The sequence below is a fragment of the Lentzea terrae genome (assembly GCF_003265345.1).
Lineage (GTDB): Bacteria > Actinomycetota > Actinomycetes > Mycobacteriales > Pseudonocardiaceae > Lentzea > Lentzea terrae.
In genome coordinates, this window is the sequence record NZ_QFWW01000020.1 from 397,586 (window position 1) to 413,765 (window position 16,180).

Here is a 16,180-nt window from a genome sequence, read left to right on the forward strand (position 1 = left end):
CCACGCTGTTTCCCATGGGCGAGAACATCACGCTGCCGACCGGCGCCGCGAGCTTCCAGCCGGCCTTCGACGATGTCGTTGCCACCGCGTGGAATCGCCTCTGCGCACGGGTCTCGCTGCCCGGCTGGGACACGCTCGCCGACGCGCTGCAGGACGAGCTCCGCGACACGCTCGCCCGCATTGCCCGGCCGACGTTGGTGCTGGAGCTCAACGTGGCCAGGCTGGAAGACCGGTTGCTGGGCGAGACGCCGGAAGACCGTTTTCGCCACTACGTGGAGACCTTGCTGCCCGGCGACTGGCCCGCGCTGCTCGCCGAGTACCAGGTGCTGGACGCGCAGCTGCGGGAGACCGTCGAGCTGTGGATCGACGCGCTCGCTGAGCTGGCCGCGCGACTCGCTGCGGATCTCCCGTTGCTGCAAGGGTTTCTGCTGCCGGACGGCGCTCGCCTGACCGGCCTCAGGACCGGTTGCGACAGCGATCCGCACCGCGGTGGCCGGATCGTGCGCATCCTGGAGTTCACCGCGGGTGACTCCGCTGCCCTGCTGGTGTACAAGCCGCGACCGATGGCCGTCGACGTGGCGTTCCAGGCGTTACTGGCGTACTGCAACACCGGCAACCCGGAGATGCCGCCGTTGCCGTTGCTGAAGGTTGCGGATCAGGGCTCGTACGGCTGGTCCGAGTTCGTGTCGCCAGCCGACTGCACTGATGTTGCTGCTGTACAACGGTTCTATCGCCGCCAAGGTGCGTACCTGGCTTTGCTGCACGTGATCGACGGCGTGGACATGCACCACGAGAACCTCATCGCCGCCGGGGAGAACCCGGTGCTGGTGGACGTGGAGACGCTCTTCGATCGCACCGTGGCCGATGTTGACGCCGGCGACGACGCCACCGCGGTCGCGGGCGCGCGGTTGCGGGATTCTGTGGCGCGCACCATGTTCCTGCCGGGCCGGATGTGGGGCGACGACGAGCACGCCGGGGTCAACATCGGTGGCCTCGGTTCCGGGCAGGAGCAGCTGACGTCGTTCACCAGGCCGATGTGGGACGAGGCCGGCACCGACTCGATGCACCTGGGCGAGCAGCGGGTCGAGATCCCGGTCGCGGCCAACGTGCCCCGGCTCGACGGCGTCGCGGTGCCGGCGTTCGCGCACACCGCCGAGCTGGCCGACGGGTTCACGAGCATGATGCGGTTCCTGTTGCGGAACCGGGAGGAGCTGCTGCGCAGGCCGTTGCGGGCGTTCGACCACGTGCCGGTCCGGCAGGTCCTGCGGGGCACGTCGGGGTACGGGCAGTTGCTGCGGGCGGCCAGGCACCCCGACTGGTTGCGCGACACCAAAACGCGGGACGGGGTGTTCGACGCGCTGGGGCAGGCCGGTGCCGACGAGCTGCACCGGGTGCTGGACGCCGAACGCGCGGACCTGCGGCGGGGCGACATCCCGGTGTTCACGGCCACGCCGTCCACCCGCGATCTGTGGGACAGCCGCGGTGTTCGTCATCCCGGCTTCTTCGAGCACACCGCGCTGGAGCACGTCGCGCAACGGCTGGAAGCGCTGGACGAGCAGGAGATCGGCCGGCAGCGGTTCGTGGTGCTGGCCTCGCTGTCGGCCGCGGAACCGAGTCCCGGAGTCCAGTTCGTGCCGTTCGACGACTCCCTGGAGGCCGCGGTCGCGATCGGTGACATGCTGGTGGCACAAGCGATCCACGGCCGGCGGGACGTGACGTGGCTCGGCATGGCGCCGGCCGGTCAGGACGGCGACTTCCAACTGGCACCGCTCGGACACGACCTCTACCACGGCACCGCGGGCGTCGCGTTGTTCCTCGCCCACCTCGGCGCGCTCACCGGCTCCTCCCGGTACACCGACCTCGCGGCCCTGGCCGCGGAGAGCGTCCGCGCCAACCCCGGCGCGCCGTCCGGCGGCTTCTTCGGCCTGCCGTCCCAGCTCTACGTGCTGGCACACCTGGCGGCGTTGTGGGACGACCCGTCGGTGCTGCCGCCGGCCGACCCGGTGTTCGCGCACCTGACGGCCGGTGTGCCCGACAGCGAGTTCGACCTCGTGTACGGGTCGGCGGGCACGATCCTCGGCATGCTCGCCTGGCACGCCGGCACCGGCGACGACCGGGCGCTGGCCGTGGCAGCCGACCACGGACGACACCTCGCACGGCATGCACTGCGTTCCGACGACGGGGCCGTGTGGCCGACGTACCACGACTCGGCACGCCTGCTCGGTTTCTCGCACGGCACCGCGGGAATCGGGTACGCGCTGAGGGCGTTGTCGCGCGCGCTGGGCGGACACGCGCGGACTGCCGAGCTCGCCGCGGACGCTTTCCGTTACGAGGACGCACGTTTCGACCCCCAGCAGCAGAACTGGCCCGACCTCCGCGACTCGAACCGGCGGTTCGCGGCCAACTGGTGCAACGGCGCGGCCGGGATCGCGTTGTCCCGTCTGGGCGTCGACGACCTCGCCGTCACGACCGCCGTCCAGACCGTTTTGGACAGTCCGCCACCCCTCGTCGACGTGCTGTGCCACGGCACCCTCGGCCTCTCGCTGGTCGTCGCCGACGCGGCCGAGGCGCTGTCCCGCGACGACTGGCGTGCGGCGGTCCGGCAGCAGCTCGACGGGGTGCTGGCCGGATGGCGCTGCGGGTTCTCCCATCCCGAGTCCGCACCCGCGTTGCTGACCGGCGTCTCCGGCATCGGTCTCGGTCTGCTGCGCCTGGCCAGGCCGGACGCCGTGCCGCAGGTGCTGCGACTCGCCCCACCGACTCTCGAGCCGCATCCGGCGGCCCGCTGAGAATTCTGGAGGTACGACATGAAGAACGCGACCATCATCCGCGCCTGGAAAGACGCGGCCTTCCGCGCCACGCTCCCGGCCGGTGCCGTTCCCGCCCACCCGGCCGGTTCGGCCGTCGTGAAGACCGAACTGCTCGGTGCGGCCATGGGTACGACGCCCATCTGCACCGACGGCGGTCCTCGCTGCACCGACTCCGGACCGCACTGTTCCTGATCCGGAGGCGCTGTGCCGGCCTGCCTGTGCAGGCCGGCACTGTCGTTCCCCGGCCATTCCGCACGTACGTCCGGCCCTGGTGCGGTAAGAAGGACTGAGACCGTCTACTGGGGGACGTCTTGGGCGAGCACGCCGTCAAGCTGGTCGAGATCTCGCTGACCGCTGCGGAGGCGCGGAGTCGCGCTGTCGCGGTCACGTCGTGGTTGCTGGACCGCGAGGTGATCGTGCCGAACACCGCACGCGACGAGGTCATGGCGCCGAGCGAGTTCCGCGCCGGTCCGCGTTGCTCGGACGCCGCTCTCGAGGCGGAACGGTGGGTCGGCGGCGGCCACACCGGCGTCGACGTAGTGGCGCAACGCGTGGTGCACCACGCCATCGCGAACTACGAGCCGCCGACGTGTCCCCACTGCTCCGCGGCGGCGATCGACTTCGACGACCACCACGCGTTGATCGAACCGTGGCTCCACGATCGCGTCGAGGCATCCGTTCTGTGTGTCACTTGTGGACGGTCGACGTTGGCCGGCGATCTGGAGGGGCGCTGGTCGTTCCAGATCGGTGACCTGGCGGTGGTGTTCCACAACTGGCCGCCGCTGGCCGACGGGTTCGTCGCCGAACTGGGCGCCCTGATGGGGCCGCGCACCCGGATGGTCGTCGAGCACCTGTGAACTGGGGGAGTTCATGAAGCCGATCTGGATCATCGTCATCACCGTCGGCGGCCTGCTGATCTTCGGCGGCCTGCTGACGTGGATGCTCGTGTGGCTGCACCGGTCGAACAAGGCCGAGGAAGCAGGCATCGAGCAGCGCCAGCGCGAGCAGTTCCCGGCGCGGGGCTGGCACCACACCGCCCGCGACGACCGCGCCACCGAGGTGTTCAACGAGCTGGAGCGCTATCCGAAGCTGGTGCCGGTCGTGGTCGGCATCGACCGCTCACCGCGGGCCGTCGAAGCCCACGACATCATCACCGGCCGGCACCGCGGCCGGCCGTTCCTGGCGGCGCTGTTCATCGTCAACGAGCCCGTGGACACCTCGAACAACCTCCAGGGCCAGTTCGGGGTGCGGTGGACGGCCGTGTGGGTCCGCACGCCCGTGGCGCGGCCGACGCTGGACGTCCGTCAGGTGCTGCGGGTGGAGAGCCGGATCAACGAGGGGCTCGGCCTGGGCGACATCAAGATCGGCCATCCCGAGTTCGACAGCCGCTACCAGGTCACGTGCGCGGACGAGGCCTTCGCGCGGGCCGTGCTGGTGCCGGACGTCGTCGACTTCCTGCTCACCGACGAGCGCGACTGCCGCGGCTTCTGGATCCGCGGCACCCAGTTCGACGCCTACAACGCGACGGGCGAGCACCGCGACCCGGTCGTGCTCGCCGCCGATCTGGACGTCCGGTGCGACCTGCTGGACCGCATCCCACGGCACGTCTGGCACTAGGACGTGAGCACGTCGAACGCGTGCTTGCGGTGCTCCGCGAACAGCTCCAGCGCACCCTCCACGTTGCCCAGCCGCAGCGCCGCCACCAGGTCGCGGTGCTCGTCCCGGATCTGCTCCAGGTAGCCCTCGGAACTCACGTTGACCCGCGTGATCAGGAACAGGTGCACCTGCGACCGGATCGCCTCCCACGCCTGCAGCAGCCGTGAGTGGTTCGCGACGGAGTACACGGCGTCGTGGAACGCGATGTCGCAGCGCACCATCTCGTGCGGCGTCTCCGCGCGGTCCATCGCGGCCGCGGTCTTCTCGATCAACGTCAGGTCGGCGTCCGTCGCCTGGTCGACCACGCGGCGCACGGCCAGGACCTCCAACGCCGCGCGCAGGCTGTCCAGCTCGGCCACGTCCTGCAGCGACAGCGCGGTCACCGTCGCGCCGCGGTGCCATTCGGTGTGGACGAGGCCCTCGCGTTCGAGCTTCTGCAGCGCTTCGCGGATCGGGCCGCGGCTCACCTGCAACGCCTCGGACAGCTCCACCTCGCGGAGTGCCTCGCCCGGCGCGTAGCGGCCGTCGAAGATCGCCTCGCGGATCTGGTCGGCGACCTCGGAGCTCAGGCCTCGGCGCCGAGCTGGAGCCATCTTCGTCATGTCGCAATGTTAACAAGGACACAAGGCGTCCACTTGTCTCAATGTTAACATTCCTACATGCCCGACATCCCACGCTTCCACCTGGCCATGCCGGTTGACGACCTCGACGCCGCCCGCCGCTTCTACGGCGAGACGCTCGGCCTTGAGCAGGGCCGCAGCTCCGACACGTGGATCGACTGGAACCTGCACGGCCACCAGTTCGTCACGCACCTGGCGCCGAAGAAGTCCGAACGGGTGCACAACCCCGTCGACGGCCACGACGTGCCGGTCCCCCACTTCGGACTGGTCCTGACCGTCGACGAGTTCACGAAGCTGGCCGGGAAACTCCAGGAAGCCGGCACCAAGTTCGTCATCGAGCCGTACGTGCGGTTCAAGGGCGAGCCCGGCGAGCAGTGGACGATGTTCCTGCTGGACCCGGCCGGGAACGCGCTGGAGTTCAAGGCGTTCGCGGACGACTCCCAGGTGTTCGCCGTCTAAAGCCCAGGCAAAAATCTTGCACAACGCGCAAGTTTCTGTAGCGTGGGAGGTGACCCCGAGCCACGACCTGGTCACGCCGGGTCAGACAGGGAGAAGGCCACCATGACCACGGCAGAGCGGCAGCGCAGCGCGCAGGAGCTCATCCGCCCGCAGCTGCCCGCCGAGCTCATCGAGCGCGGCAAGTGCCCGTTCGACCCGGCCAGCGGACTGACCGAGTTGAGCGGGCACGGGCAGATTCACCGGATCGAGCACAACGACGAGACCATCTGGCTCGTCACCGGGCACGACGAGGCGCGGGCGGTGCTCGCCGACCCGCGGATGAGCTCCGACCGGATCAACAGTCCGCGGGCCCGCAAGCTGATCTCGCCAGAGCTGCACGCGCAGATGTTCCCGCCGGAGCGGCGGGCCGGGTCGTTCATCTTCATGGACGCCCCCGAGCACACCCACTACCGCAGGCTGCTGACGGGCCAGTTCACCGTGCGGCGGATGCGGGACCTGACGCCGCGCGTGCACGAGATCGTCACCGCCCAGCTGGACGCGATGATCGAGAAAGGCCCGCCCGCGGACCTCGTGCACGACTTCGCGCTGCCGGTGCCGTCGCTCGTCATCTGCGAGCTGCTGGGCGTCGACTACGGCGACCGCGACGAGTTCCAGCGCCGCACGTCCACACTGCTCAGCCTGAAGACGACGATCGACGAGCAGATCGAGGTCAACGCGGAGCTGCGCCGGTTCATGCAGGGGCTCGTGCGCGACAAGCAGAAGAGCCCCGGCGACGACTTGCTCTCCGGCCTCGTCCGCGACACGGACCTCACCACCGACGAGCTCGCCGGCATCGCGAACCTGCTGCTCATCGCCGGTCACGAGACCACGGCGAACATGCTGGCGCTCGGCACGTTCGCGCTGCTGGAGCACCCGGAGGAGTTCCGCAAGCTGCGCGAGCACCCCGAACTGGCGGAGAACGCGGTCGAGGAGCTGCTGCGGTACCTGTCGATCATCAGCATGGGCGTCTCGCGGCACGCCAAGGAGGACGTCACGATCAGCGGTGTCACCATCCGCGAGGGCGAGACCGTCGTCGTGTCCGTGCCGGCGGTGAACCGCGACGAGAGCCAGTACCCGGACCCGCACGAGCTGCGCGTCGACCGGCCGCGCGGGCACCACGTGGCGTTCGGGCACGGCATCCACCAGTGCCTCGGCCAGCAGCTGGCCCGCGTCGAGATGACGGTCGGCTTCACCGAACTGCTGCGCCGGCTGCCCTCGCTGCAGCTCGCCGTGCCCGCCGACGAGGTGCCGCTGCGCACCGACATGTCGATCTACGGCGTGCACGCCCTGCCAGTGAAGTGGTGAGTGCTACCTGGTGAACCCGGCGCCGAGCTGGTCGATCATCTTCCCGATCAGCTCGGCGGCCGTGTACCGCTCGGACGCCGTCGGCGTGTCCAGCCACCACTGCACGACCGAGCGCAGCGTCGCGAGGATCGTCGAGGCCGTCACGGCCGGATACGGGTCCACCGACGCGTCGAGGCCGCACCGGTCGGCGATGACCGCGGTCAGCTCCTGCTCGCGCGCGGAGTAGGCGGCGAACACGTGCGGCAGCAACGCCGGGTGGCGGCGCAGTTCCCGTGTCGCACGAAGACGCTCGAGGTCGACGTGCGCCGGATACATCGAACGCAACGCCTCGCGCAGTGCGACCAGCACCGGCTCTTCCCTGGGCCGGGCCGCGAACTCGCGCACGAACGTCTCGGCCGTCTGCCTGTCGCCGGCCATGACCGCTTCCTCTTTCGAGGAGAAGTAGTTGAAGAACGTCCGCAGCGACACGCCCGCGGCCCGCGCGATCTGCTCGACCGTCACCCCGTCGAATCCGTGCTCGACGCACAGGCTCCACGCGGCATCACCGAGCGCGGTCCTGGTGGCAGCCTTCTTGCGTTCCCGCAGGCCAGTCATGGCGGACAGGTTAGTGCGCTGCTCCACACCCTTCGTACTGAGACGCACCTGTACCGGAAATTGGTTTAGACCTTGCCACGAGGTGATCGTCGCAATACGGTCCGTGAGATCGCTCTCACAGACCCCACGGAGGACCCCGGTGCGTCTACTCGGAGTCGTCGTACTGGCCGGCGCCCTGCTCACCGCCGGTCAGGCAAATGCTTCTCCCACAAGAACAACGGCTGTCACTCTCATCACGGGCGATCAGGTGCTCACCGGCCAGCGCGCGGTCAGACCCGCACCGGGCCGCGAGCACATCCTCTTCCGCACCTACACCGCTCAGGGTCATGAGTTCGTGGTGCCGTCCGACGCCATCCCGATGATCGCGGACGGCCGTCTCGACGAGCGCCTGTTCGACATCACCGAGCTCGCCACGTACGGCGGCGCCCTGCCGGTGATCGCCACCTACCCGGCGGGCTCGCTCAGCGCGCAGTCCGGCCTCCAGCTGCGCAGCATCAACGGCGTGGCGTTCGACGCCGCCAAGACGCCACTCGCCGGTGGCCTGTCGGCGTCCGGCGCCCGCAAGATCTGGCTGGACGCCAAGCGCAAAGCGAACCTCGACCGCAGCGTCGCCCAGATCAACGCCCCTGCGGCCTACGAGGCGGGCTTCACGGGCAAGGGCACCACGGTCGCCGTCCTCGACACGGGCGTCGACCAGACCCACCCGGACCTGAAGGACCGCGAGATCGCCGAACGGAACTTCACGACCTCCCCGGACGCGGTCGACCGCTACGGCCACGGCACGCACGTGGCGTCGATCATCGCGGGCACCGGCGCGAAGAGCGGCGGCAAATACCGCGGCGTCGCACCGGACGCGCAGATCCTCGACGTGAAGGTGCTGGGCGACAACGGTTCCGGCCAGGACAGCGCGATCATCGCCGGCATGGAGTGGGCGGTCGAGCAGGGCGCCCAGATCGTCAACATGAGCCTCGGCGGCTACGACACCCCGGAGATCGAACCGCTGGAGGAGGCCGTCAACCGCCTGTCCGCCGAGAAGGGCACGCTGTTCGTGGTCGCCGCCGGCAACAGCGGCCCCGGCACGAGCACCATCGGCTCCCCCGGCACCGCCGATGCCGCCCTGACCGTCGGCGCGGTCGACGACGCCGACCAGCTCGCCGAGTTCTCGAGCCGCGGCCCGACCAAGGCCGGCACGCTCAAGCCCGACCTCACCGCGCCGGGCGTCGGCATCGTCGCCGCGCTGCACTCCGACGGCAGGATCGGCCCGCCGGTGGTCGAGGGCTACACCTCGCTGGACGGCACCTCGATGGCCACCCCGCACGTCGCAGGCGCCGCCGCTCTCCTGCGCCAACAACACCCTTCGTTGAACGGCGCGGCGCTCAAAGCGCGCCTCACGGGCAGCACGACGCCCACCGCGAACCTGACCCCGTTCGAGCAGGGCTCCGGCCGCGTAGACGTCGCCAAGCTGATCAAGCAGAACGTGACGTCCTCACCGACCAGCATCAGCTTCGGCACCCACCAGTGGCCGCACACCGGCGAACCCGTGCTGACCAAGGAGATCACCTACACCAACGCGGGCTCCACACCGGTCACCCTCGACCTCACGACCGAGACGACCGGCTCGCTGTTCACCGTCTCCCCCGCCCGGCTCACCGTCCCCGCAGGCGGTTCCGCTGCTGCCGTGGTGAGTGCGGACATCGCCAAGCAACCGGCCGGCGGCGTCATGGGCGGCGCGATCGTCGCAAATGGACTGCGCACGGCCGTCGTCGTCGACCTGGAGACCGAGAGCTACGACGTCAAGATCACCGGAACCGAACGCTCCGGCTCCGTTGCTCCCTCCACCTTCGCGTTCCTGATCAACGTCGACACCGGCGCCCGCGTCTGGCCTCAAGCCGGTGTCGCCCGCCTCGCCAAGGGCCGCTACCTCCTGAGCGGCAGCGTCCTGTCGTCCGGCGAGACCTACACCCACGACGTCGTCAACTACCCGAACCTGACCGTCACCGGCAACGCTTCGATCAACCTCGACGCCCGGCAAGCCAAGCCCGTCCAGGTGAAACTCCCGGTGGCCGCGCAGCTCTCGTTGCTGCAGACCGGTTTCGAACGCGTCGTCAACGGCACCAGCTACACCATCGGCAACTTCTCCGTCGGCGGCGTCATCGACCACCTCGGCGTCGCGCACCTCGGCCCGGACTCCCCCGAGGTCACCGGCAAGATCGCCACGTTCTGGACCGCGGGCCCCGACTTCTACGGCCTCGCCTGGTACCAGAAGGGCCACGCGCCGAACGGTCTCACCAAAACCGTCGCCCGCAAGGACCTCGCGGTCGTGCAGGTGGACATGCCGGCTTTGCGGGCGGGCCAGACCGCCAGCATCGGCCACACCTCGTCCCCCGCGGGCCGCGCCGACTGGGGCTACGGCTCGCTCGACAACCTGGCCGCGGGCCCGCGTACCGAGTACTACGGCGGCGAGGGCGGCGACTGGTCGCGCAGGTTCAACCTGTTCGACTCTTCTGGCAACATCGGCGCCCTGGTCACCCCGCTACGGCACTACAAGCCCGGCCGTTCCTACACGGAACCGTTCAACCGCGCGGTGTTCGGCCCGGCCCTGCCTCTTTCGCGCGACATCCCGCACACGTTCCGCACCGGCGACCTCATGCGCGTCACCGTGCCGCTGTTCGGCGACAACGCGGGCAACGAGGGCTACAGCCCGGTCACCTCCGCCCAGACCACCGTGTACCGCGACAACGTCAAGGCGTGCGAAACCGCCGAGGCGGGCTGGTGCCTGACCGACGTCCAGCCCGGCGCCGCGAACTACCGCGTCGAGACCACCGCTACGCGCGACACCCCGTTGAGCAGCAAGGTCTCCGGCGTCTGGACGTTCCGCAGCGACACCACCGCCCGGCAGACGGCCCTGCCGCTCAGCGTCGTCCGCTTCACCCCGCAGCTCGACGACAACGGCTACGCCGCGGCCGGCCGCATGCTGTCCGTGCCCGTCTCGACCCAGTCGCAGACCGGCTCGGTGCGCGTGACGTCCGTCGAGGTCTCCTACGACGGCGGCACGACCTGGCGTTCCACCCCGGTCACCAGCAGCCGCGTGCTGCTCGCCCATCCCGCTCAGGCCAAGTCGGTTTCCTTGCGCGCCAAGGCGTCCGGCCCTGGTCAGACCGTGGAGCAGACCATCGTCAACGCGTACCTGCTGCGCTGATGAACCGGCCCGCGCGCTCCGCCGCCCACCAAGGCGAACGAGTGCGCGGGCCTCCCCATCCCCATCGCGTAGCTTGGACGTGTTGGACTGGGGCGACAGCGGGGGTTCGGGGTGCGGAAACTGACCGACGAGATGGTCGTCGACCACTGCCCGCCCGCCCAACCCCCGCAACCACCGACAGACGTGCACATCCCCGGCCGGCACGTCGCCGAAGTCGCCCGTCACCCAGACGGCCGGCTCGCGGTGATCACCTGGTCGTCGCCGAAGATCGACCCCGGCCTGCTCAACCCCGCTCTGCACGTCGTCGAGAACGGCAAGATCACCGACCTGGGCCCGACACCGGCCGACGCGGGGAAACCGGTGTGGTGGGGCGACGAGATCTGCTACCTCGCCCTGACACCGCCACATCTGCAAGGCGGCAACGCGGTCTTCGACCAACGACACCGCAACCTCACCGAGGGCATGCCCGCGTGTCCCACCGATCTGGTCCAGGACGACGGCAACGCGCCGATCATGGTGGTCGCCACCGGGCTGGACACCGAGTTCCACCGCCTCGGGCAGGGACTCCTCGCGCGCGTCCGAGGATCACACCAGCCGCGCGGCGGACACGCCGACCAGCTCGGCGACCTCGCGTGGGGCCGCCAGGAACGCCTCCGCTACCAAGCCGCGGACGGACTGGAGATCGACGGGCTCCTGGTGCTGCCGGTGCACAAGACCAGGGAGGACGGGCCGTTTCCGCTCGTCACCCTCGTCCACGGCGGACCGTACGACCGGTGGGCCGACGAGTTCCAGCTGCAGTGGGTGCCGTCCGCGCAGTGGTTCGCGCATCAAGGGATCGCGAGCTTCCTGCCCAACCCCAGGGGCAGCCTGGGCCGGGGCCACGAGTTCGCGAAAGCGGTCGCCGGACGGGTCGGCCAGGAGGAGTGGCACGACATCGAGACCGGGATCGATCTTCTCGTGGACCAAGGCGTGGCCGACCCGGACCGGCTCGGCATCGCCGGCTGGAGTCACGGCGGGTTCATGGCCGCGTGGGCGACGACGCAGACCGACCGGTTCCGGGCCGCGCTCGTCGGCGCGGGCATCTCCGACTGGCCGAAGCTGATCGAGAAAGGCGAGTGGGGTGCGTTCGAGGCGGCGCTCGGCGACAGCGCGGAGCACAGCCCGATCACGTACGCGGGCCGCATCCGCACGCCGCTGCTCATCGTGCACGGCGCCGACGACACCAACGTGCCGGTGGAGCAAGCCGAGCTGTTGCACGCCGCAGTTCCCGGCTCCGAGCTCGTCGTCTATCCCGGCGAAGGGCACTCACTGCGCAACCGTGAGCACAGGCTGGATCTGCTGAACCGAGCCAGAAGCTTGTTCGCGAAGCTCTGAGACTTGCGCAAGGCTTGCGCAACCGAGGCCGCGAACCATGTAAGCGGACGCAAGTGAGCTCATCGGCCGGGCATCAATTTCTCGCGAGCGTTCGGGAGCGAACCTCCCACAGCCACCGCCAAGCCGCCGCTGGTGGTCGCCCATGCGGCAGCGACCAGAGCGTTCAGCTGCCCGAACACGGACACGTCTTTCCTGTTCAGAGCGGTCTGTCGCAAATTTGCGCAATCACGTCGACATATTGCGGTAATCTGCTGGGCACTTCTACGGTGAGGCGCGCCACACCCCCTCGCGTCCCCACCGAGAAGGGCCAAGCACGCCATGTCATCGACGACACGCGTTCGCTCCCTGCTAGCCCCGTTAGCCGCGATAGCCCTCACGGCCGCCACGCTCGTCGCAGCCCCTGCCGCGCAAGCCGCGCCCGTCAGCATCGACCTGCACAAGCAGACCCGCATCGACCAGGTCACGCTCAAAGCCCCGCGCAACGGCACGGAGACCTTCGCCGTGCAGACGAGCCTCGACGGCAGAGGCTGGTCGACGCTCGTCGCGGAACAACCGCACAGGTTCAACGACGGCAAGGTCACCCTGAAGGTCGACCCGACGCTGGTTCGGCACGTCCGCGCCACCAAGACCACCGCCAAGCTGGAGATCCGCGAGGCCGCTGCCAGTGCCAAGCTGGCGGCCACCTACAGCGCCAGCAGCACCAACCAGAACTACACCGCGAACAACGCCGGCGACGGCAACCAGGGCACGTACTGGGAGAGCGCGAACAACGCGTTCCCGCAATGGATCCAGGCCGATCTCGGTTCGGCGGTCAAGGCCGACCGGGTCCTGCTGAAGCTGCCGACCGCGAACTGGGGCACCCGCACCCAGACCCTCTCCGTCCAGGGCAGCACCGACGGCACGAACTTCACGAATCTCGTGCCCAGCAAGGGTTACGAGTTCAACCCGGCGAGCGCCAACACCGTCACCATCGACTTCACCGCGGTCACCACGAGATACGTGCGGCTGCGGATCACCGCCAACACCGGCTGGCCCGCGGGACAGATCAGCGAGTTCGAGACCCACGGCCCGGCAAGCGGTGACACGCAGGCCCCGACCGCGCCGGTCGGTCTCGCCTTCACCCAGCCCCAGGCCGGGCAGATCCGGTTGACCTGGAACGCCAGCACGGACGACGTCGGCGTCACCAGCTACGACGTGTACGCCAACGGCAGCCTCCGGACCACCGTCACCGGCACCACCCACACCGACAGCCAGCCCGACGGCCTGCGGGTGACGTACCACGTGATCGCGAAGGACGCGGCCGGAAACCAGTCCCCCGCCAGCAACTCCGTGACGCGGGAAGGCGCCTCCGGCACGAACCTCGCGCAGGGCAAGCCCGTCACAGCGAACCACCACGTGCACAACTTCGTCGCGGCCAACGCCAACGACGGAAACCTCAGCACTTACTGGGAGTCCAACGGGTTCCCCGGCACGCTGACCGTCCAATTGGGATCGAACGCGGACGTGCAGCAGATCGCGGTCAAGCTCAACCCCGACCCGATCTGGGGCGCCCGCACGCAGAACGTCGAGGTCCTCGGCCGCGAGCAGAGCGCCACCGGCTTCACGAGCCTCGTGTCGGGACGCGACTACCGATGGGACCCGGCGAACGGCAACAGCGTCACGATCAACGTCAGCGCCCGCGTCGCGGACGTCCAGCTGCGGTTCACGGCCAACACCGGCGCGCCCGGCGGCCAGGTGGCGGAGATCCAGGTGTTCGGCACCCCTGCCCCGAACCCCGACCTCACCGTCACCGCGACGTCGTTCACGCCGGCGAACCCCGTCGAGACCGACCAGATCACGCTCAACGCGACCGTCCGCAACGCGGGCACGGCGGCCGGCACAGCCACCGACGTGACGTTCTTCCTCGGCACGACCGGCGCAGGAACGGCCCAACTACCAGCCCTGCAACCGGGTGCGCAGGCGAACGTCAGCACCACGATCGCGGCCCGGCCGGAAGGCTCCTACGAGTACACGGCCAAGGTCGACGAGACCAAGCAGGTCGCGGAGCAGGACGAGACCAACAACTCCCGCCTGCACCCCAGCGCGCTCGTCGTGACGCCGGTGCCGAGCTCCGACCTGGTCGCGGTGCCGTCCTGGTCGCCGAGCAACCCCGGCAACGGCCAAACGACCACGTTCAGCGTCGCGATCAAGAACCAGGGCTCCATCGCGTCAACAGCAGGCGCCCACGGCATCACCGTCGCGATCCTGAGCAACGGCACCACGGTCCGCACGTTGACCGGCAGCCACACCGGCACGATCAACGCCGGCGCGACGACCGCCGCGGTCAACCTGGGCACGTGGCAGGCTGCCGACGGCCGGTACACGATCCGCACGACGATCGCGAACGACGGCAACGAGATCCCGGCCAAGCAGGGCAACAACACCAGCGAGCAGTCGCTGTTCATCGGCCGCGGCGCCAGCGTTCCGTGGCAGCACGTCGAGGCCGAGGACGCCACCACGGCAGGCGGCGCGCAAGTCCTGAGTCCGAACAGGACGATCGGCGACCTCGCCGGTGAGGCGTCCGGACGACGGGCGGTCACGCTGACCAACACCGGCGCGTCCGTCGAATTCACGACGTCGGCGCCCACCAACACTCTGGTCACCCGCTTCTCGATTCCCGACAGCTCGGGCGGCGGTGGTATCACGTCCAACCTCAACGTCTACGTCAACGGCCAGTTCCACAAGGCCATCGACCTGACGTCGAAGTACATGTGGCTCTACGGCAACGAAGCCAGCCCGGGCAACTCGCCGGGAGCGGGCGGACCGAGGCACATCTACGACGAGGCCGACGTCATGCTCAACTCGACGTTCCCGGCGGGCACGAAGATCAAGCTGCAGAAGGACGCGGCCAACACCACGAACTACGCGATCGACTTCGTGAACTTCGAGGAGGTCCGCGCCGCCGGAAATCCTGACTCCGCGCGCTATGCCGTGCCCGCCGGGTTCTCCCACCAGGACGTGCAGAACGCGCTCGACCGCGTCCGGATGGACACCACCGGCACGCTGATCGGCGTCTACCTGCCCGCCGGCACCTACCAGACCGCGCAGAAGTTCACCGTGTACGGCAAGGCGATCCGGGTGGTCGGCGCCGGGCCGTGGTTCACCCGGTTCCAGGCACCGACGAGCCAGGAGAACACCGACGTCGGCTTCGACGCGCAGTCGTCCGCGAGCGGCTCGACGTTCAGCGGGTTCGCCGTGTTCGGCAACTACACGCAGCGCATCGACGGGCCGGGCAAGGTGTTCAACTTCGCCGGCGTGCAGAACACGACCATCGAGAACATCTGGGTCGAGCACATGATGTGCCTGTTCTGGGGCAACAACGTCGACAACAACACCATCAGGGACAGCCGGATCCGCGACATGTACGCCGACGGCCTCAACATGACCAACGGGTCGGCGGGCAACCAGATCGCGAACATCGAGGCCCGCTCGACCGGTGACGACGCGTTCGCGCTGTTCGCCGCCACCGACTCCGGTGGTACCGGCCAGCAGAACAACACCTTCGAGAACCTGAGCGTGCTGACGCCTTGGCGCGCGGCGGGTCTCGCGGTCTACGGCGGCAAGCTCAACACGTTCCGCAACATCTACGTGGCGGACACGCTGACCTACTCCGCGGTGACGATCAGCTCGCTCGACTTCGGGTACCCGATGGAGGACTTCGGGCCGGAGCCGACGACGTTCAGCGGGCTCACGCTGGTGCGGTCCGGCGGCCATTTCTGGGGCGCGCAGACGTTCGGCGCGATCTGGATGTTCAGCGCTTCCAAGAAGTACACCGGGATCCGGGTGAGCGACGTCGAGATCATCGACCCGACGTACAGCGGAATCATGTTCCAGACGAAGTACAACGGCGCCCACGAGAACATCTTCCAGGACACCGTGCTGGCCAACGTCAGCATCTCGGGTGCGCGCAAGAGCGGTGACGAGTTCGACGCCAAGTCCGGTTTCGGCCTGTGGGCCAACGAGATGCCGGAACCAGGTCAGGGCCCAGCGGTGGGCGCGGTGACCATCAACGGGATCCGGTTCAGCAACAACTTCCAGGACATCAGGAACACGACCACCACTTTCACGATCACCATCAACTGATT

At 69.0% G+C, this 16,180-nt stretch carries 11 protein-coding genes; 9 read left to right on the forward strand and 2 right to left on the reverse strand.

Features of this window, described 5'->3' with window-relative positions; translation table 11 throughout:
• Window positions 1-14: 14 nt before the first annotated feature.
• The 4 genes from DI276_RS23790 to DI276_RS23805 all read left to right on the forward strand — a co-directional run bounded on the left by DI276_RS23790 (window position 15) and on the right by DI276_RS23805 (window position 4,427).
• Window positions 15-2,789, forward strand: coding sequence for a type 2 lanthipeptide synthetase LanM family protein (locus DI276_RS23790; RefSeq protein ID WP_112266926.1), 2,775 nt, complete (start codon window positions 15-17; stop codon window positions 2,787-2,789).
• A gap of 18 nt (window positions 2,790-2,807) precedes the next feature.
• Complete coding sequence (locus tag DI276_RS23795) at window positions 2,808-3,002, forward strand: mersacidin/lichenicidin family type 2 lantibiotic (RefSeq protein ID WP_112266928.1); 195 nt, start codon at window positions 2,808-2,810, stop codon at window positions 3,000-3,002.
• Window positions 3,003-3,121: 119 nt separating this feature from the next.
• A complete protein-coding gene (locus DI276_RS23800; RefSeq protein ID WP_112266930.1) occupies window positions 3,122-3,667 on the forward strand; it encodes a hypothetical protein in 546 nt (181 codons plus the stop codon).
• A gap of 13 nt (window positions 3,668-3,680) precedes the next feature.
• Window positions 3,681-4,427 carry a hypothetical protein gene (locus tag DI276_RS23805; RefSeq protein WP_112266932.1) on the forward strand — a complete coding sequence of 249 codons (747 nt, stop codon included), beginning with the start codon at window positions 3,681-3,683 and terminating at the stop codon, window positions 4,425-4,427.
• Here DI276_RS23805 and DI276_RS23810 read toward each other — a convergent pair.
• On the reverse strand, window positions 4,424-5,059 hold the full coding sequence (locus DI276_RS23810) for a GntR family transcriptional regulator (protein WP_112267667.1): 636 nt from the start codon (window positions 5,057-5,059) through the stop codon (window positions 4,424-4,426). The genes DI276_RS23805 and DI276_RS23810 overlap by 4 nt on opposite strands.
• Window positions 5,060-5,125: 66 nt before the next feature.
• Between DI276_RS23810 and DI276_RS23815 the strand changes: the two genes are divergently transcribed.
• Both DI276_RS23815 and DI276_RS23820 read left to right on the forward strand, forming a co-directional pair.
• A complete protein-coding gene (locus DI276_RS23815) occupies window positions 5,126-5,545 on the forward strand; it encodes a VOC family protein (RefSeq protein WP_112266934.1) in 420 nt (139 codons plus the stop codon).
• A gap of 102 nt (window positions 5,546-5,647) precedes the next feature.
• Window positions 5,648-6,889, forward strand: coding sequence for a cytochrome P450 (locus tag DI276_RS23820; RefSeq protein WP_112266936.1), 1,242 nt, complete (start codon window positions 5,648-5,650; stop codon window positions 6,887-6,889).
• A gap of 3 nt (window positions 6,890-6,892) precedes the next feature.
• Here the strand turns inward: DI276_RS23820 and DI276_RS23825 are convergent, their stop codons facing one another.
• Complete coding sequence (locus tag DI276_RS23825) at window positions 6,893-7,483, reverse strand: TetR family transcriptional regulator (protein WP_112266938.1); 591 nt, start codon at window positions 7,481-7,483, stop codon at window positions 6,893-6,895.
• Between the two features lie 139 nt (window positions 7,484-7,622).
• Between DI276_RS23825 and DI276_RS23830 the strand changes: the two genes are divergently transcribed.
• The 3 genes from DI276_RS23830 (at window position 7,623) to DI276_RS23840 (ending at window position 16,178) form a co-directional block, all read left to right on the forward strand.
• Window positions 7,623-10,682: a S8 family peptidase gene (locus DI276_RS23830; RefSeq protein WP_198680850.1), complete on the forward strand. Its 3,060-nt coding sequence runs from the start codon at window positions 7,623-7,625 to the stop codon at window positions 10,680-10,682.
• Window positions 10,683-10,793: 111 nt separating this feature from the next.
• Window positions 10,794-12,056 (forward strand): alpha/beta hydrolase family protein, encoded by a 1,263-nt coding sequence (locus tag DI276_RS23835; RefSeq protein WP_232836863.1) that lies wholly within the window; start codon window positions 10,794-10,796, stop codon window positions 12,054-12,056.
• Between the two features lie 318 nt (window positions 12,057-12,374).
• Window positions 12,375-16,178, forward strand: coding sequence for a discoidin domain-containing protein (locus DI276_RS23840; protein WP_112266942.1), 3,804 nt, complete (start codon window positions 12,375-12,377; stop codon window positions 16,176-16,178).
• Window positions 16,179-16,180 lie beyond the last annotated feature (2 nt).

What these genes read in the sequence shown, in the direction of transcription:
- DI276_RS23790 (WP_112266926.1), top strand. Translation starts at nt 15, where the DNA reads ATGGGCGAGAACATCACGCTGCCGACCGGCGCCGCGAGCTTCCAGCCG.
- DI276_RS23795 (WP_112266928.1), top strand. Translation starts at nt 2,808, where the DNA reads ATGAAGAACGCGACCATCATCCGCGCCTGGAAAGACGCGGCCTTCCGC.
- DI276_RS23805 (WP_112266932.1), top strand. Translation starts at nt 3,681, where the DNA reads ATGAAGCCGATCTGGATCATCGTCATCACCGTCGGCGGCCTGCTGATC.
- DI276_RS23810 (WP_112267667.1), bottom strand. Translation starts at nt 5,059, where the DNA reads ATGGCTCCAGCTCGGCGCCGAGGCCTGAGCTCCGAGGTCGCCGACCAG.
- DI276_RS23815 (WP_112266934.1), top strand. Translation starts at nt 5,126, where the DNA reads ATGCCCGACATCCCACGCTTCCACCTGGCCATGCCGGTTGACGACCTC.
- DI276_RS23820 (WP_112266936.1), top strand. Translation starts at nt 5,648, where the DNA reads ATGACCACGGCAGAGCGGCAGCGCAGCGCGCAGGAGCTCATCCGCCCG.
- DI276_RS23825 (WP_112266938.1), bottom strand. Translation starts at nt 7,483, where the DNA reads ATGACTGGCCTGCGGGAACGCAAGAAGGCTGCCACCAGGACCGCGCTC.
- DI276_RS23840 (WP_112266942.1), top strand. Translation starts at nt 12,375, where the DNA reads ATGTCATCGACGACACGCGTTCGCTCCCTGCTAGCCCCGTTAGCCGCG.